An 18,022-nucleotide genomic window follows, 5' to 3' on the forward strand; every position below is an offset into this window, starting at 1 on the left:
ATGTCGACCAAGCCAAAAAGACCAAGGGCGCATAACGCGCCCTTTTGTTTGCTTACCGGGAGTGGCCGAACTTACTCGTCCTTCAGCCCGCGGTTGATCAGCATCGGTTCGATGCTCGGCTCTTTGCCGCGCCAGTCGATGTACAGCTTCTCCAGATCCTGACTGTTGCCGCGCGACAGGATCATGTCGCGGAAGCGCTGGCCGTTTTCGGCGGTCAGGCCGCCGTGTTCGGTGAACCACTGGAAGGCGTCGTCCGCCAGCATTTCCGTCCACAGATAGGCATAGTAGCCCGCGGCATAGCCGTTACCCCAGATGTGCTGGAAGTAGCTGGAGCGGTAGCGCGGCGGCACGTAGCTGAGATCGACCTTGTCTTTTTGCAGCGACTCGGCCTCGAACTTGTCCACGTCCTGCTGCGGCTGATCGGCGGTCAGCATGTGCCAGTGCATGTCCAGCAGCGCGGCGGACAGCAGCTCGGTCATGCTGTAGCCCTTGTTGAACTTGTCGGCCTTCTTGATCTTGTCGACCAGTTCCTGCGGCATCGCTTCGCCGGTCTGGTAGTGCTTGGCGAAGTGGCTGAACACTTTCGGATCGCTGACCCAGTGCTCGTTGAACTGCGACGGGAACTCGACGAAGTCGCGTGCGGTGTTGGTGCCCGACAGGCTCGGGTATTCCTGATCGGCGAACATGCCGTGCAGCGCATGGCCGAACTCGTGGAACATGGTGATTACGTCGTCATACGACAGCAGCGCCGGCTGGCCCGGCGCCGGTTTGGTGAAGTTGGCGACGTTGTAAATCACCGGCTTGGTGCCGTTGAGCTTCGACTGATCGACGAAGTTGCTCATCCAGGCGCCGCCGCCCTTGTTGTCGCGCTTGAAGTAGTCGGTGTAGAACAGCGCCAGCGACTTGCCGTCCTTGTCGAACACTTCGTACACCTTGACGTCCGGCTGATAGACCGGGATGTCCTTGCGCTCCTTGAAACTGATGCCGTACAGCAGGTTGGCGGCGTAGAACACGCCGTTGTTCAGCACGTTGTTCAGCTCGAAGTAAGGCTTGATCTGCGACTCGTCCAGATCGTACTTGGCCTTGCGCACCTGTTCGGCATAGAACTGCCAGTCCCAGGCCTGCACCTTGAAGTCGCCTTTCTGCTGGTCGATCACCGCCTGAATGTCTTTGGCTTCACGCTCGGCGCGCGCGGTGGCCGCCGGCACGATGTTGCGCATAAAGCTCAGCGCGGCATCCGGCGTCTTGGCCATCTGGTTTTGCAGTTTCCAGGCGGCGTAGTTCGGGTAGCCCAGCAGCCTGGCCTGCTCGGCACGCACCTTGGCCAGACGGGAAATGGTCTGGCGGGTATCGTTGCCGTCGCCCTTCTCCGCACGCGTCCAGGAGGCGTCGAACAGCGCCTGGCGGGTGTCGCGATCTTTCAGGCTCTGCAGCAACGGCTGTTGCGTGGTGTTTTGCAGCACCAGCAGCCACTGTTTCTCCAGCTTGCGTTCGGCGGCCGCCTGGGCCGCCGCAGCCAGCTCGCCTTCCGACAGGCCGTCCAGCTTCGCCTGGTCGGTTATCGCCAGCGCGCCGTTTTTGCTCGCCGCCAACAGTTTGTTGGTGAACTGGGTGCTCAGCGTCGCCGCTTCCTGGTTCAGCGCCTTCAGCTTGGCCTTGTCGGCGTCCGACAGGTTGGCGCCCGCCAGTTCGAAGTTCTTGTAGGTCACTTCCACCAGCCGGCGCGACTCCGGATCCAGCTTCAGCGCGTCGCGATCCTGATAGATGGCCTTGATGCGCGCGAACAGCTTGCCGTTGAGCATAATGTCGTCGTTCAGCGCCGCCAGCTTCGGCGAGGTTTCTTCATCCAGCTTTTGCAGCGCGTCGCTGGTGTTGGCCGAGGTCATGGCGCCGAACACGTTCATCACCCGCGTCAGCAGCGAACCGGCCTGCTCCAGCGCCACCAAGGTATTCTTGAAATTAGGCTTGGCCGGGTTGTTGGCGATCTTCTCCACCTCTTCCCGCTTTTGCTTGATGCCCGCTTCGATCGCCGGCGCGTAGTCGCTCTCCTTGATCAGGTTGAACGGCGGCGCCTGGAACGGCAGACGGCTTTGATAGAAGAACGGATTTTGAGTCTTTTGCTTGTCGTGCTGATTGGCTTCACCGGTCACGTTAGCCTCCTTCGCCTGGCCGCTGGGCAGTGCGCTATGGTCGGCGTGAGGTTGGGTTTCTGCTGCCTGTGCCTGCGAGCCCAGCGCCATGCCGATCGCCAGCACCAATGTGGATAAACGCATCAAATCGAAACTCCTCCATGTCCACGGAATAAGGTCTCGGGGAATCGCTCCCTCTGAGTCACCTCCTAGCTTAGGTGCAGTTGGCAGTTTGAGCAAAAACAAGTGATTAGAAGTTAGCCGCCTCGCCGGCCGCTGCCAGAAGCGCCAGTGACATCTTTGTTTTTTATCATCAATATATAGTCACATAATGTAATTAGTTTATTGGAAATTAATTCAATGCCATTGATAAATAAAGAAGAATCATAAAATACCCTGTTGACTTATCAGGTTACTCAATGTAACTTGATGTAAATTTTGATTAATGGAGCTAATCAAATTGCAACTTATAACGGAAATAGTTCTTATTGTCATTTTCATCCTCATTATCAGTGCAACTTATAAAAACGCGAAGAAAAAAGGCTTGCGCACGTACCATATCGTCATGCTGTTCTTGATATTCCCCCTTGCCGTATTTTTAGACTACTGCCTGCAGCGCCAAGCGATCCTTTTGGATACGGCCGCCCTTAAAATCACGGCAATGTATGGTTTGTCGATGGCAGTTATTTTTTCGCTTGTGTTATCTATTACCTCTCGCAAGAAGGAGCTTAAATGAGAGCCTTAACGGAAGTTGAGTTGTCATGTATTAACGGTTCTGACGGCAATGATTCTTATAATCCGACTTCACTTATTGTCGGCAGCCTGAGCACAATAGCGAAATTGCCCACCCCCGTATCATTAGCCGTGGGCGTGGGCACGGAAATCGCTATTCAGGCCGCACCGCACATGCCGGTTAACGTTGCTATTCCACAGGTTCCCATGGGCCCAACATGGAATGGCAGTGGCGGTGGTCGCCATTCACCGTCGTCGTCACTTTCAACACCGGATTCTTCAAATTAAAAAACGTGGGCCTTATTATCCCTTGAACAACAAGGCCGATATTTAACTTGCCCTGCACCCATAAAAATAACGATTAAAAAAATGAAAAACCTCGCCATGCTTCACGAAAGCTTGATTCCTTTTGTCGCAAAAAAGACAGGTTCTCAATTACTCTGGCACAACGAATTAAGCCCTGCCGAGCAGGACGAACTGAAAAATGAGGCCAGCTATCTCATCGAAGAAAATAATCGTCATGCTATTTTTGATGACGGCACGCCGCTCTTAAACGATGAAAAAGTCTTTTTCGCCGAACGTTATGGCGGCGGGGCTATTTCGCGCAACGGCGGTGGCGCACGCTGTGGCTTTGATGGGCGATGGCAGGTTAAAGGCATCGGAGCCAATGCGTTAGTCGGTCAAGGGGCAAAGCATGTCGATGGCGAGTTGACAATGACCGGCGCAGTATTGGAGGCATTGTGGGGAAACGTCATGGCCAAACTGCTGCCTTACGGCGCCGTGCCCAATAAGGCGATCTTGCTGACCGACAACCCCATCGCCACCCTCTCTCCTGCATCGGCGGGAGATGTCCATAACCGCAAGGCGTTGCTGGTGCGCGAACCCGTCGTGCGCCCTGCACATTTTTGCCGCGCGCCCTACTATCATCCTCATGATGCGATGCAAAGGCAGCCTTCGGATATTGAGCGGACCGAAAAGCTCATTGTCGCCGCACCGTCCTTTCTGCCTCGTCCCTCTGAGTTTGACGCTGTGCGCTGGTTGGCATTGCCGCAGGAAGAACGAGCATTCTACGGGCTCTGCGAGCTTGCCCGGCGCCTTGCGACGCAGATAGCTTACTGCCGTACCCGCCATTTGGTGATGATGACCTCACCCTCCAATTGCGATATGGCCGGCAGGCTGCTGGACTTTCATGGTGTTCGCAGCGTTTTTCCCGCAGAACGTCGAGATCCCGGCCGCAGCTACATTCAGCACAACAAACTCAACGAAGACGCCCCTTTGTTGCTGAGAGGCATGCAAGATCTCGCTTTTTATTTAGCCAAGCATCAATTTGGCCCGGCATTTCTCGCGGCAGCGCACCAAGGCATCGGCGCGGCCTTTAGTATGGCCTACAAGCGAGCCTGCCTGCTGGATAATCTCGGTATGGCGGGTTTTGCCCCTGCATTTTTACAACGCCTGCCTCTCACCGCCGAATGGTTCGCCTTAGGCGAACGCTTGCAAAAAATGTTCGATTTGGCTCCCGGCGTCTTTAGCCGTCGACAAGGTCTGGGCCAGGGGAATGCTCATCCGGCGATTGCCCTGTTGCATCGGCTCATCGACTCGCCCGTAAGGGTTTCCGCCGAACAACAGGGTACGACAGCAGAGGAGAAATTTTCTCTGGCATTCCAGCGGTTATACGCGAAGTACCTTCAGGAAACATCAGCGGATCAAACCGCCGCCGGATTACAACAGGCGATGAAGCAGACCGTCACCCGAAGGTTGGGCTCCCGCGCGTTCATGCGCCGTGAAGTGATTTTTCAAGAAATTGCCGGCTGGCGCGGTGAAGTCAGCGAGATCAGCGAACAGTTGCAAACCTATCTGGATCGTTTCGAGCGCCAGGCGATCAACGTATTACAATAATAACGCTGAGGATATTTCGTGAGTTTTATCAAAGAAAACCAGCAGGGTAAAAGTAAGTTCAGTCAATACGAGAGCCTGGGCTTCGCCGTTAACTGTATGCTGATGAATAAAAATTACAGTTTGTACCATATAAAAACGTTGCAGCTATGGACTCAGGAAGCGATTAATCAAAACCAATTCAAAATATTATTCGACCATTTGGACAATCCGTTAGGATATATAACCTGGGCCTACCTGAGAGATGAGACGCTGGGTCGATTTATTAACGATCCGCAGTTTCTTCTCCATACCTCAGAATGGGATGAGGGCGGCACGCTGTGTATTTTAGATTTTTGCTGCAAGCCAGGCAGCGCGCATTTATGTTTGGAACACCTTAAAACAGTTCACCCAATCGCAGAACGTCGCACGGTTGTATGGCGTTCCCGCCGAACGGGCAAACTGATGACGTTAAAAAAATAAAGAAAAATAAACATCAGGGATGAGCCGATGAGCAAGCATCAACTATTGGATTCACAGGCGGGATTTTACTACGGCACCAAGATCGGCGATGACAAATCGAGCTATAATATCGCGGAATATGTCGAAATAAATCACACTCTCGATATCGCAAGAATGAAACGTGTCATTCATCGCGTCATCAGCCAAACGCCGACGCTGCACGTTCTGTTTGATGAAGATAACGGTACGCCTTATCAATATCCCGTCACCGCCAACATCTCAGTGGAATGGGTAGATCTTTCGCAGCGCGCCAACAATATGGCCACCGCTATCGAATTAATGGAAGCGGATGCCAAGCGCCCGTTCTCGTTGAACGCTGCGCCGTTATTCAGACAAAAAATCATTAGACTGGGTGAGCAACGCTTTCTGTGGTATTTCTGCAGCCACCATCTGCTGCTTGATGGTTACGGCACTTATTTGCTGATCCACCAAGTGGCACAGGCCTACCGAGGCCAAACGCAGCAACCGCAAGACGTACCTGCGATCGATGCCTTGCTCAGGGCTGAATCTGAGTATAAACAGTCAGCCGCCTATCAAGCGGACCGACATTTTTGGCAAGCAGCCAGCGCCTCACTGCCAGACCCGATGACATTAGCCTGCGCCAATATTCCCTCGGGACAAACGATCCGCCATGTGACTTCGTTGCCCTATCCTGCCGAGCGCCTTGCGCTGCAAACCGGGCACCCTTCTTGGCTGGCGCGCACTTTCGTGGCAGTGATGGCATATTTGTACTTGTGTACCGGCGAGAAACAGCAAACGATCGGCGTCCCAATGATGGCGCGAACAGACTCCCTGACGAGGCAGGCGCTGACTTGCAAAACCAACGTTGTTCCTTTGACGCTCGATATTGAGGACACGGCCTCATGCCGACAGTTGGCGCAAACCATTGAACGCATGCTCAGGCAACTCAAAAAACATCAAGCGTTCCGTTACGAAGAGATAAAAAGTCTGAGGAGCGTCACCAGCCGCTCGCCGCTGTTCAACATCGTGGTCAATATCATTCCCTTTGAAGCGGCAGCCTCATTTTCTTCCGCGCAGCGCAGCGAAATCCGTAATTTACGCTCAGGAGGCGCGCAGGATCTGGTCTTCAACATGCGTCCCGATCTCGATAACCAAACGCTTCGGCTGGAGATCGATGCCGACTCAGGGCTTTACGATGCGGCCAGCCTGGTGCGGCACAGCCAGGGGATACAGACCTTGTGCGACTTGCTGTATCACGACCCGGAAAATCTTTCCGTCGCGGCATTGCGACAACGTTTCCCGCTCTCGCTGCAGGGTAAAGCAGCCAACGAGAACGTGGTCGATATAATGCAACGTATCGATCGTGCCGTCGTTCAAGCGCCGCAACGCACGGCGATCCTCACGCCCGCACACGCTTCGTTGTCGCTAAGAGCGCTGTCTTATGCCGTTTTGCAGCAACAGTGGCGTGCGCTGGCCGATACCCTGGCCCCCGCCCGTGCTGCATACACCGTGCTGTTGCTCGACTTGCCGCAAGGGCCGGAAGCCATCATCTGCATGCTTGCTGCGCTGCAGTTGAAAATGCCGTTCGTCAACCTGAATGCCAAAGGGGATGGAGCGGCTCATCGTCAACTGCTTGAACAGTTTAGCGACGCTATCCTGATTACCGATCGCACACTTCCCTCCTTTCATTCCGAACCTGACGCATTGGCGCATTGGCGCGCATCGACACTCGATATGCCGGCGGATTTCGCGCACTTCACCGTGTTTCGCCGGCAAACAGCGGCAGAGGCGCCGCCATTCCCGGCCGGAACCGGCTATATCATGTTTACCTCCGGCTCGACGGGAATGCCTAAAGGCGTGATAGGCGCCCGACATGCTCTCAACGTTTTTGTCGATGCGGCGATAAAATGCTATGGCATTCAACCGCATGAACGCGTGTTGCAATTTGCGCCCTTGCATTTCGATGCGTGCATTGAAGAAATTTTCATGACGCTGGGTGCCGGCGCCCACCTGTGTATCGCCCCTGAGGCCGTCAAGCACAGTTTTGCCGCTTTCTTCACATTCTGCGCCGATCATCAAATCAGCCTGCTGGATCTGCCGACTGCCTACTTTAATGAGATGCTGTTCGCCTCCGGCGGCGAACAGACGCTGCCGCCGGCCGTCACGACCGTTATCATCGGCGGCGAAAGCCTTTCACCGCGAGCCAAAGAAAGCTGGTTCGCGCACTATCCCAAAGGCAGAAAGTTATTCAACTCCTACGGCCCAACCGAGACAACCGTGGTGGCGACGGTCGCCGAAATCAAAAACGATGGCGCCGCCGTGACGATAGGCGCACCGTTGGACGGTATATACACGGCGATCGTCGGCGAGGATCTCAGGCTGTTGCCGCTCGGCTGCAGCGGCGAATTACTGATAGCCGGAGCGACCGTCAGCCTGGGATATTTGCATCAGCCAACGCTGAGCGCGGAAAAGTTCGTCACCCTTGAGGTTAACGGCCATCCCATGCCCGCCTTTCGTACCGGCGATATCGCCTGCCAGCGCCAGGATGGGCAGCTGGTGTTCCTTGGCCGCAAAATTCGTGAAGCGAAAATCGCCGGGCAGCGCGTCAATATGGGTGAGATAGAAAGCTGTCTGGCCCGGTTGCCTGCAATTGTCGAAATTGCCGTGCTGGCCAAAAGCGGCGACGCGGGAACGGAACTGTACGCGCATTATCACAGCCGGCAGCCGCTCAGCGAGGCAATGCGCCGCACGCTGTATGGCGAACTGCCCAATGCACATATTCCTCAGCGCTTCGTGCATCACCCAACGCCGCTGGCCAAACTGGCTAACGGCAAGATTGATTATCGCACCCTGGAAAGACAATCCCGGCTGCCTGAACCCACACGGGAATTGCGTTCGACGACATTCAACACCCTGGTGAATGAGGTTTGGCTCGCGACGCTGGGCAGTGACGATGGCGACTTCTTCACGCTCGGCGGCGAGTCGCTGCAGGCCATAAAAATCATTAACGCGCTTAACGCCCACTGTCGGTTGGATCTGAACCTGAGCGATATTTTTGAACATCCGAGACTCGCCGATTTCTGCCGACACCTAACGCAGCTGGCCCATGCACGCTATGGCCTGGATCCGCAGCATCTGGACATCCGCTGCGCTATCGGCCGCCGCCTATCAACCGAGGCGCCGGCCAGCAGCCGGCTGTTTATTCAATCTCCCGAAGGCGCAGATGAACGACTTTTGTTGGCCGCCCTCGCCGACAAACACGGTGTGGACATTCTGTCACCGCAGGCGCTGCCGTTGCATGCTGAATGGCCGCTGAACGCGGCCATATTCAACGTACCGAACGAAGCCACGCAATATGCCAGTTGGCTTGATGCGCTTTCGGCCCTGCTGCTCGTCCTGCCCGGCCGAGTTAACTACATGATCTTTATGCATGATACAGCCGGCGGCGCCAGACTCACGCAAAGCCTGCTGCGCGATTTTCGGCATGAGCGGCTGCTGTTGCTGCATAAAATCGATTCGCGCCGCCAAGCCGTCGACGCCGGCGTTACTGAGTTGATAGCCTTTTCCGCGCGGCTTGGCTATTTCCCGCACATCCGGTTCGATACGGCCAATGAGCGATTGAACGGCTGCGTACTGAGGATCTTCGGCTTCGATGATGGCGAGAATATCGATCATCGCGCAGCCTTCACAATGGCACAGCGGAGAAACCCGGGAGTGCAGTTGTGTAGCTTGTCGCATTGGCTGAATTTGATTTCCGCCCACAGCGACAAACGCCCGAATAAAAGCGGTCGAACAGGGAAAGCTATCGACGTCAACATAGAAGGAGTGCACTGATGAGCGTCATCGGCCTGATCAATCTGATGGAAATGGCGAAACAGGGAGCAACATTCGGCGAGCTGTCGCCTCGACGCCAAACCATTGAGCATGTCGACGCCGCCGCCCTCAGTGCGGTGCAGGAAGACATCACCGCATTTTTATCTGTCTGTACGCCAGATAATGCAGTGCGAGACACCGGGGAGAAGCCTTGTTACACCGTCAATCACTACGCGGGGCAATACCTGTGGCTGTATGAAAACTTCACCAAGAACAGCCCGCTGTATAACATTCCGATCGCCAAAGAGATTCTGGGGCCCTTTGACCCCACGCGTTTGCTCGCCGCGCTGAAAAAACTACTCAAGCGGCACGGTGCGCTTTGCGGCCGCTATCGGCTAGACGGGGAAGCCATCACCGTTGACATCGTGCACCCTGATGAAACCATTTTCGAACACAGTCTCGAGGACATCAGCGGGCAGAATAGTGAGGAGCAGCAAAAAAGTATGCTAGCGGCGCTTAACGCCCAGTGCACGATTCCGTTTGATCTCGGTGCCGAGTATCCCCTGCGCTGCCGGATCTTGAGAAAGAGCGCGCAGCACCACTATCTGTTCTTGACTTTTCACCATTGCGTGGTCGACGGCTGGACGGCCAATTTGCTGGTGGATGAACTGAGCCGTGGCTATCACGCGCACGAAGAGCATTGCCATTATGACAACGGCCAGGCGTTTTTCCGCTACCTTGAAGACCCTTTCCTCGCCGTCGCCAATGTCGATGACAGCATGGCGTTTTGGCGCGATGAACTGGATGGTGCGCCGGAAAAACACGCGCTTGAATACGATATCGCCATCACCGCGGCAGGAAAAACACAGAATATCGTCAGAACATCGCTGACGAACGAACTGCAGTCGGCTCTGGCCCAGTTAGCCAAACATAACGGTACGACGCTGTTTACGCTGTTGCACTCCGCCTTCGCGTTACTGATTGCCAGAGAATCTGCGACGGATCGCGTGGTCATCGGTAGCCCGATCGCCAACAGGAACGAGCCAACGTTAAACGATGCCGTGGGCAGCTTCGTCAACACGATCGCTCACCAATTTATCATCACTGGCGACGACAGTTTCACCGCGCTGCTGCAAAAGAACGCGAATAAATTTGCGCGCGCTTTCAAACATCAGGGTTTGCCATTCTCTTACCTGGTTGAACAACTCAAGCCCACGCGCGGCAAGTTTCACCCCATTTTTCAAATCATGTTCGTCTGCCAACATCGCAAAAGCAATGAGCTGAATGTTGGCGGTGCGCAGGTTAACACCCTGCCGAGAGGCTATGCGCCGCCCAAGTTTGATCTGGTTCTGGAAGTGATTTCCAGCGCGGAGGGCATTCAGTTGGAATGGCAATACAACGCCAAGCTGTTTACGCCGGAGCGCATTGATGGATTGGCGCAAGCTTACGCATTGCTGCTGCAGCAAATTGCCTGCGATCCCTCGCGGGCCGTCGGCCACTATTCGCTGGCGTCAATGGCCGATAACCGGCAATTGCGTCAGCTCTCCATCGGACAGGCAATGCCGGCATTCTTGCGGCAACCTCTTTCCGATCGGCTGTTACGCACTGCCCACCAGCATGCGGATCGCCCGGCGTTATACGAGGGCGATAGCGTATGGCATTACGATCGACTGTTGCGGCACGCCGGCCTCGTGGCGCATTGGCTGATCGCCCATACCGCCCCAGGCGCGCTCATCGCCATCGATCTTCCACGCGGCGCTCATCAAGCTATTGCGGCGCTCGGCGTGATCCTCGCCGGACGCGCCTACTTGCCGTTGGCCGAAGGATTGCCGGATGCCCGCGCAGCGGCCATTATGCGGATATCAGGTTGCGCCTGGGTTTTGAGCAACCAGGCTCACCATCGCGCCCGCTATCCGCAGACTACCCGCATTCAAGATCTGGAGGCGCTGTTTTCCCCTCATGTCACAGACACAGCGACCTTCCCGCCAGGCGAAGCGGAAGCGCTCGCCTATGTCATTTATACGTCGGGGACGACCGGCACGCCAAAAGGTGTGGCTATGGAACAGGGTGCCGTCACCAATACCTTGCTGACCATGAACCGACAGTTTAACGTTTCTCATCGTGACAACGTATTGGCGCTCGCCGATCTGGCCTTCGATTTATCGGTCTATGACCTGTTCGGCAGCTGGCTAGCCGGCGCATCGGTAACGGTGCTATCGCCGCATGAAGCGAAAGAGCCGTCAGCATGGCTAAATGCGATACGCCAGCGGCAAATCAGCATCTGGAACTCGGTTCCCGCCATCTTGCAAATGCTGGTGCAATATTGCGCACAAGAAAACATCCTGTCGCTGCCTCAACTGCGGCATATTTGGCTGAGCGGCGATCGCATCTCTTCGCGGCTGATCGCCGAGGCACATCGGCTTTGCCCCAACGCCACCATCACCAGCCTTGGCGGTGCAACCGAAGGGGCAATATGGTCAATTTATCATCCGGTTACACGAGATACGCACTACAGAAACGCCATCCCCTATGGAACCGCATTGCCAAATCAGAGCATGTGGGTGTTGGATGAAAAACTCGAGCCGTGCGGTTTCGGCGTTACCGGCGACATTTATATCGGTGGCGTTGGGGTTGCCCGCGAGTATTGGCGCGATAGCCAAACCACCGCCGGCAGCTTTGTGCTTTTCCCAACCACCGGAGAACGCGTGTACCGCACCGGCGATCGCGGCCGTTGGCATCGCAGCGGTTACATCGAGTTTCTCGGCCGCGAAGACCAACAGGTGAAACTGCAGGGTTTTCGCGTCGAATTGGGGGACGTCGAATTCGCGCTCAAAAGCAGCGAGCTGGTCGCTGAAGCGTGTGTCGTCTGTCGCGATGAAACCGGGAACGGCACACCGCATCTGGAGGCCTACATCACATTGACCGAGGCGGGGAAAACCTGCATTCAAGCAGAGCAAAGAATACGCGAGCAGGTTACGGCCGCATTGCCCACGTATATGGCGCCATCCCGCTATCATCTCATTGAACGTTTCCCGCTTTCACGCAACGGCAAATTGGATCGCACCTTGCTATCGCCAGGCACCGAACGGAGTCAGGCCAGCGATGTTGCACCCACGGCGTCCGCGGAACTCAAGCTGCTACGAGAGCTGTTGGCGGATACATTAGGCTGTACCCCAGACAAGATCGACCCCCATGCCAGCTTCTTCAGCAATGGCGGCAGCTCGCTTTCCGGCATCACGTTTTTGGGCAACATCAAGCGCGCCCTTAATGTGGAATTAACCCTGGCGGAAATCCTTGGCTACTCACAGCTCGATAAACTTGCCGAGCGTCTGCGCGCGAATGCGCCCCTGCCGTTATCGATGCTGTCCGGCTCAGCCGATCGCCCCTCTCTGCCCACCTTGTATTTGGTGCATGGCGCCGGCGGCCAGGTACATCAATATGCAAAGTGGACAAAACAGCTTTGCGCCTGCGCCAACATCATTACCATCGCCAGCCCGGGGTTGGCCGCGCCAGGCGCAGACGACACACTCACCCTGCAGCGATTGGCCGCCTCCCACTTGGCGGCCATACCGCGTGCCAAACGCGACACGGCCGTTATCGCCGGCTGGTCATTGGGTGGCCAATTAGCTGTCCATATGGCGGCGCTGGCCACGGAACAAGGCGCGCCCTTTGCGCATGCGGTGGTTGTCGACAGCGGTTTTCCCGCCCAGCAGCCCGCAGTGAAGCGACGTTTCAGCGTGGCCCAAAGTTACCTCAGTCTGTTCGACTCCCTCGGTATTGCGCGCCATTTGTGTCGGCGTCAAGAAACGAATGCGATAGACAGCTTCGCCAACGAGATAAAAATGCACTATGCGCTGAATCAGAGCGTGCTTGCGGAGAAGATCACGCTGGAACATGCCGAAACCTTCTGTTGGGCGCTGAAAAAATCGTTCGAACTAACGAATAACGCCGGCCCCCTGCCGCAGATAGCGATACCGCTAACGCTTTGGCTCAGCCAGCAACGTCAGCGTAAACACCCCCATCTTGCACAACGCTGGGAGATGCAATCCTCGCATAGCGTTCAACTCAGTTATTGTGCAGAAACGCATTACAGCATTTTAAACAACGCTCAACTTCTTCGAGCGCTGACGCAATTGCTGCACGCGTTGTCAACATCATTGGAATAACGCGAGAAGATACCCCCTATCAATCAAACCTATCGAGGCACTGATGAAATTACCAAGCAGTTGGATTTTTTTGTTCTGCTTTTACTACACATTTATGGATATTTTTTATTCTTTATTTTTTTCCGAAGACAGGAGGTTTACCAGCACAATCATTCAATCCTTTATCTTTTCAACCTTGCTAGTGGCATTTTTCTGGTATCGGAAAACTGCAAAAACCAAAAACCAATAATATAAGGAAGTCATTATGAGAGAGCTTACACTTAATGAAGTGAACTTTATCGCGGCAGCTGGGGATTTCAGCTATGCAGAGTTGGGCGGTGCAGTCGCTGCCGGCGCGGTTGGTGGAGCGATGACCGGCGCCATGGCTGGCGGCGTCGGTGCTGGCCCAGGCGCTGTTGCCGGTGCCGTTATCGGTGGTGCCGCCTATACCGCTGGCAAAATGGTGGAATCCATGTTGGGTGGCAATAAACAAACATCGACGAACAATCCTGCCGACAGTAACTAATGCAGGAAGATTCGTATCCATCATATGAAAAGATTATTCATTATATTGTTCGCCATTTTAATCGGGCTTGTTGTTGGCGCGACTGCGGATTATTTCAGCCTCAATCGTTTCTTGAAATACGCCCTTATCGCCTTTGCCGTTATCGCCACGCATAAATTGCTCAATAGCGATCGCGGGCGACGCTCAGCATGATCAACGTGGCTTATTTTAAAATTTAATTACTAAGGAGCAAGTATGCGCAATCTTACCTCTGAAGAATGTTCAATCATTTCCGGTGCAGGAGATCGCAGCGGTACATTGACGGTTTCCGCAGAAACTGTCGGCGCAGCGATCGGCGGCGGCATCGGCTCTATCGGTGGCGTGGCGGGCGGCGTTGTCGGCACTATTGTCGGCGGTGCTGTCGGTAACTATGTCACCGGCGATCGTGCCCCCGGCTCAGTTGGCCCATCAGGCATTCCCTGGGGCGGGAGCAACGGCGGCGGTACCATGTGGGGGAACAACAACAATACCGATTCGAACTGATCGGGGCCCTGCAAGCCTCGCGGTTGACCTCTGCGGTTAACATTGGCTTCAGCGCCTAAAGCGTCACATCATGCCAGGGTTATCATTGTGATAACCCTTTTTTCATGGGTTCACCGCAGGATGAGTGCGCGGTTGACGTAGCGAAAATATCGGGGTGAAGAGGCCAGGTAAAGCGAAGCTGACATTACCCGAGTCGAATGACTCTATCCGCAGAGGCAATCGTCGACGGACGGTGCGCAATAATCACGCGGGTAATGTTCAGTTGTGAAATAGCGCGGTTAATATGTGTTTCATTATCTAGATCCAGGTGGCTAGTCGCTTCGTCCATAAACAGAATGCTGGGGCGACGATAGAGCGCACGGGCTATCAATAAGCGCTGTTTCTGCCCGCCAGAAAGGCTCCCCCCCAGTTCGCCGATCAATGTTTCATAGCCCATCGGCATGTTTTGAATATCATCATGCATATTGCAACGTCGTGCGCACGCCTCAATACGCTTCAGATCCATTTCGGCATCAAATCCTGAAATATTTTCAGCGATAGATCCCGCCAGCAGCTTGTCATCCTGCAACACGCAAGCGATACATTGGCGATAATTATTAACGCCAATGTTGCTGATATCCATACCGTCGACCAGCACGGCCCCTTCATCCGGCGACAGCAACCCACACATTAACTTCATCAACGTGGTTTTACCCGCGCCGGAGGGACCGACAATCGCCACGCTTTCTCCCGCTGCAATGCTGAGATTCAAATCCGCGATAATGGGTTTCGCCAAGCGATCATACTGGTAGCGCAGATTCCGCACCTGAAGCTCCGCGGCTTTGCCTTTTGTGAAGAGCTGGCGCGCAGGCATTTGCGATTCCGGTGACGAAAGCACAATGTCCGCCACCCTTTCATTATGCAAACTCAGCATTCGCAGCTGAAGCAGCATGTCGATCAGGCTGCTGGCACGCTCCGAAAACTGCCCGCGGTAGGCGTTAAACGCGATAAACATGCCGATCGTCATTTGATTGTCTATGACCAATGCCGCGCCTAGCCAAAGGATGATCACCTGATCGCAGGTGGCGATAAACGCCCCTAGGCCGCCAAACATCATGTTTAATTTGGTCAGCTTGATACCGGCATTGATCGTTTCTACGTTTAGATTCAGCCAATACTGCGAACGGGTTTCAGATAACCCCAGCGCCTTTAACGTACTGACGCTATACAACGTTTCCATGAAATGAGACCCGGCTCGTGCCCCTTTCACCAACTGCTCTTCCGACAGCTGCCGATAATATTGATAGGTCGACAACCTGAGAATAACGTATATCGCCGTAAAGCCGAGCACCACCCAAACCAACCAGCCGCCATAGAGCAGCATCATGATAAATACGCCTACGGACATGATGCCATCAATAATACTGCTGACGATGCTGGTAGTGAAAGTCGCTCTTATCGTATCCAATGAGCCGAAACGGGATTGAATATCACCCAACTTGCGCTTCTCAAAGAAGGAAAGCGGCAATTTCATCAGATGATCGAACACTCCCGCCTTCCATTGCACGTCTATCAACGCGCCCATGACGATAGAGATCCACGAGCGCAACATGGATACGCCGGTACGGAATAAAATAAAAAACAGCAATCCTATGCATATCAGCGCTAAAAGATCATGATCGCCGGCCAGAATCACATGGTCCATGACCAACTGCGTACCGACGGGCAACAGCAGATTAACCGTTTCAATCACGATCGACAGACAGAAGATCTTTAGCAAGGCCCCCTTGAGGCCGCGCACATTGCTCATCAGCTTGCGAAAACGCAATCTGCTTTGCTGTTTGATCGGCTGAAATTCACTGTCTGGCCACAGCTCAAGCGCTACGCCGGTAAAATGCCGCGACAGTTCATGCAACCCCAGCACTTTACGGCCAAAGGCAGGATCATGGATCACCGCCCGCCCTCGGCTGACACTGACAAGCACCACGAAATGCTTCATGTCCCAATGCAGAATACAAGGCATTTTCAATGCCTTAAGTTCATCGATATTCAGCGATAACGCTCTGGATTGCAGTTTCAGTGCGCTCGCGATGTCAATCAGCGCGGACAGCGTCGCCCCGCGTGAAGAAAAGCCGTAGCGGCTGCGCAGATTAAACAGATCGATTTGCAAGCCATGGTAATGGCATACCATCGCCAGACTGGCCAGCCCACATTCCGAGGCTTCAGTTTGCAGGATCTGCGGCACTTTGCGGCGCAGCGACAAATTGAGTTTGCCCTTTAGCGTGTCGAAATAAGATTCAGTCATTGATTGGCCCCATCAGGCTGTTTTTCATATCGTAGAAAGGCGAGAACATCCATTGATATAAAGGCCTTTTTTCCAGAAACAGCGTGGATTGAGCCCGCATGCCGTTAGTGAGCTGCAACGCCTTGCCCTGGTAACTGATATGCGTTTCATCCAGGGAAACGGTGACCTTGTAATAAGATGCCGTTTGCGCGTTGGGCTGATGCACGGGAGAACTGCTGTAAGTTGACATTTCTTGCATGGAGGCCGGCACATAAGCGATGCTTTCTATCCTGCCGGGAAACTGGCCAAACTTCTCATAGGGGAAAGCATCATAACGAATGTTGATGGCGTCCCCCGCTGAAACATAAGGCACACTGGCGTTCGGCAACCATAAAACTAGCTGATAAATCGCGCCATTACGTGGAATAATCTGTACCAGACTGTCACCGCTATTGACCATCTGACCCGGGGTAACGCTGAGAGATTCAATGCGGCCATCGCTCGGGGCGTTCACGATCAATGCGCCGCTGGCATCGGCTTCCGCTAACTGCCGTTGCAAATCATTACGCTGAAACTGGTACTGTGAAATTTGATTATCGAAATCTGCCGCGCGCGTAACGATGTCGCTTTCCAAATTCGTAATTTGCAACGATTCCTGAATGTGTTGGCTATGCAGGTTTTGGAACAGACTTTGTTGTTGATAAAACGAATAGGTTTGTCCGCTAAGCTGATCTTTGGTAATCAGACCGCGCTGCTGATATTCCTTATAGGAACGCATGTTGTCCTGAGCAAATGCCACCCCTTCTCGTGCGTTATCCAACAGCTGTTTGGACTGCATGTGCGCCAATTCATACTGTTTTTTTTGCGCGCGTAGATTTTCCAGCGTCATGCGCTTGTTGTCTTGCAACTTAAGGATGATGCTGTCAACGTGTTTTAACTGGTTTTCCAGCGCCAGGCGCGTATTGGCGCTCACTTTCCCGTTATCCGTCACCCGGCTGACATCAATCTGATAAAGACGCTGGCCTTTTTTAACCACGTCGCCCACTTCGACGAAGCGTTCCGAGATAAAACCCTGCTGGGGTGCAAACACATTGACTGAGCGGGGGAAGGTGGTGATTTCACCATAAACATTAATGCGGCGCGTATAATGACTGAATATAAGAAAAGAGAGGAAAACAAGAATAAATAAAAACGATAAAAGACCAAAGCACCAGGCGGGCAAGCCGTTTATCAATAAGGCCTTACCCGCCCATTTCGCCCGCTGATGATCCGTGGCTTCCTGTCGAAACAAATCACGCATGAAATCCCTTTCCAGAAATAAAGCTCAAGCCAATCCTGGCTCGTAAAATGCAGAAGTACACCGAAAAAACAGCAACAGTGATTAAAACAAGCCTGTTGCTTTTTAAGCAGCGATATCGTAAAGATAATTATTCTCATTATGATATAGAGCCCCCCGAAGAAATGCAATGCTTTTTACGCACTTATCCAGCAACATGGCTGTATATCACTAGGTATATTCATAAAAAACCAATAAAGA

The 18,022-nt window shown here is 54.0% G+C and carries 12 protein-coding genes; 9 read left to right on the top strand and 3 right to left on the bottom strand.

The window, feature by feature from the left end; genetic code table 11:
- Positions 1-71 precede the first annotated feature (71 nt).
- A complete protein-coding gene (gene dcp / locus ACJ8IM_RS11540; protein ID WP_033655188.1) occupies positions 72-2,273 on the bottom strand; it encodes a peptidyl-dipeptidase Dcp in 2,202 nt (733 codons plus the stop codon).
- A gap of 316 nt (positions 2,274-2,589) precedes the next feature.
- On the opposite strand from dcp, the gene ACJ8IM_RS11545 reads away from it, so the two are divergent.
- The 9 genes from ACJ8IM_RS11545 to ACJ8IM_RS11585 all read left to right on the top strand — a co-directional run bounded on the left by ACJ8IM_RS11545 (position 2,590) and on the right by ACJ8IM_RS11585 (position 14,222).
- A complete protein-coding gene (locus ACJ8IM_RS11545) occupies positions 2,590-2,865 on the top strand; it encodes a hypothetical protein (RefSeq protein WP_060420559.1) in 276 nt (91 codons plus the stop codon).
- Complete coding sequence (locus ACJ8IM_RS11550) at positions 2,862-3,149, top strand: E492 group microcin (RefSeq protein ID WP_144337704.1); 288 nt, start codon at positions 2,862-2,864, stop codon at positions 3,147-3,149. The genes ACJ8IM_RS11545 and ACJ8IM_RS11550 overlap by 4 nt, the downstream gene beginning before the upstream one ends.
- 81 nt (positions 3,150-3,230) lie before the next feature.
- Positions 3,231-4,757 (top strand): MchC protein, encoded by a 1,527-nt coding sequence (locus tag ACJ8IM_RS11555; RefSeq protein WP_128884729.1) that lies wholly within the window; start codon positions 3,231-3,233, stop codon positions 4,755-4,757.
- A gap of 18 nt (positions 4,758-4,775) precedes the next feature.
- On the top strand, positions 4,776-5,216 hold the full coding sequence (locus tag ACJ8IM_RS11560) for a toxin-activating lysine-acyltransferase (RefSeq protein WP_033648240.1): 441 nt from the start codon (positions 4,776-4,778) through the stop codon (positions 5,214-5,216).
- 27 nt (positions 5,217-5,243) lie between these two features.
- The gene (locus tag ACJ8IM_RS11565) at positions 5,244-9,050 is read left to right on the top strand and encodes an AMP-binding protein (protein ID WP_101455842.1); all 3,807 of its coding nucleotides are present in this window, start codon (positions 5,244-5,246) and stop codon (positions 9,048-9,050) included.
- Positions 9,050-13,195, top strand: a complete 4,146-nt coding sequence (locus ACJ8IM_RS11570; protein WP_101455841.1) for a non-ribosomal peptide synthetase — start codon at positions 9,050-9,052, stop codon at positions 13,193-13,195. Before ACJ8IM_RS11565 ends, ACJ8IM_RS11570 begins: the two co-directional genes overlap by 1 nt.
- Before the next feature lie 244 nt (positions 13,196-13,439).
- Positions 13,440-13,700 (top strand): hypothetical protein, encoded by a 261-nt coding sequence (locus ACJ8IM_RS11575; RefSeq protein ID WP_049196799.1) that lies wholly within the window; start codon positions 13,440-13,442, stop codon positions 13,698-13,700.
- A 24-nt stretch (positions 13,701-13,724) separates the two neighbouring features.
- Positions 13,725-13,892 carry a hypothetical protein gene (locus ACJ8IM_RS11580; RefSeq protein WP_165791037.1) on the top strand — a complete coding sequence of 56 codons (168 nt, stop codon included), beginning with the start codon at positions 13,725-13,727 and terminating at the stop codon, positions 13,890-13,892.
- A 42-nt stretch (positions 13,893-13,934) separates the two neighbouring features.
- Entirely contained in the window at positions 13,935-14,222 is a 288-nt protein-coding gene (locus ACJ8IM_RS11585; RefSeq protein WP_025302730.1) for a hypothetical protein, read from the top strand.
- A 184-nt stretch (positions 14,223-14,406) separates the two neighbouring features.
- Here the strand turns inward: ACJ8IM_RS11585 and ACJ8IM_RS11590 are convergent, their stop codons facing one another.
- Both ACJ8IM_RS11590 and ACJ8IM_RS11595 read right to left on the bottom strand, forming a co-directional pair.
- Positions 14,407-16,506: a peptidase domain-containing ABC transporter gene (locus ACJ8IM_RS11590; protein WP_101455840.1), complete on the bottom strand. Its 2,100-nt coding sequence runs from the start codon at positions 16,504-16,506 to the stop codon at positions 14,407-14,409.
- Complete coding sequence (locus ACJ8IM_RS11595) at positions 16,499-17,785, bottom strand: HlyD family secretion protein (RefSeq protein ID WP_033648236.1); 1,287 nt, start codon at positions 17,783-17,785, stop codon at positions 16,499-16,501. The genes ACJ8IM_RS11590 and ACJ8IM_RS11595 overlap by 8 nt, the downstream gene beginning before the upstream one ends.
- Positions 17,786-18,022 lie beyond the last annotated feature (237 nt).

Origin of the sequence: Serratia sp. CY33525 (assembly GCF_052169115.1) — a bacterium.
GTDB lineage: Bacteria > Pseudomonadota > Gammaproteobacteria > Enterobacterales > Enterobacteriaceae > Serratia > Serratia sarumanii.

Coding starts and splice junctions, on each gene's coding strand:
- ACJ8IM_RS11565 (WP_101455842.1), top strand. CDS start 5,244: ATGAGCAAGCATCAACTATTGGATTCACAGGCGGGATTTTACTACGGC.
- ACJ8IM_RS11595 (WP_033648236.1), bottom strand. CDS start 17,785: ATGCGTGATTTGTTTCGACAGGAAGCCACGGATCATCAGCGGGCGAAA.
- ACJ8IM_RS11580 (WP_165791037.1), top strand. CDS start 13,725: ATGAAAAGATTATTCATTATATTGTTCGCCATTTTAATCGGGCTTGTT.
- ACJ8IM_RS11575 (WP_049196799.1), top strand. CDS start 13,440: ATGAGAGAGCTTACACTTAATGAAGTGAACTTTATCGCGGCAGCTGGG.
- ACJ8IM_RS11585 (WP_025302730.1), top strand. CDS start 13,935: ATGCGCAATCTTACCTCTGAAGAATGTTCAATCATTTCCGGTGCAGGA.
- dcp (WP_033655188.1), bottom strand. CDS start 2,273: ATGCGTTTATCCACATTGGTGCTGGCGATCGGCATGGCGCTGGGCTCG.
- ACJ8IM_RS11555 (WP_128884729.1), top strand. CDS start 3,231: ATGAAAAACCTCGCCATGCTTCACGAAAGCTTGATTCCTTTTGTCGCA.
- ACJ8IM_RS11590 (WP_101455840.1), bottom strand. CDS start 16,506: ATGACTGAATCTTATTTCGACACGCTAAAGGGCAAACTCAATTTGTCG.
- ACJ8IM_RS11570 (WP_101455841.1), top strand. CDS start 9,050: ATGAGCGTCATCGGCCTGATCAATCTGATGGAAATGGCGAAACAGGGA.
- ACJ8IM_RS11550 (WP_144337704.1), top strand. CDS start 2,862: ATGAGAGCCTTAACGGAAGTTGAGTTGTCATGTATTAACGGTTCTGAC.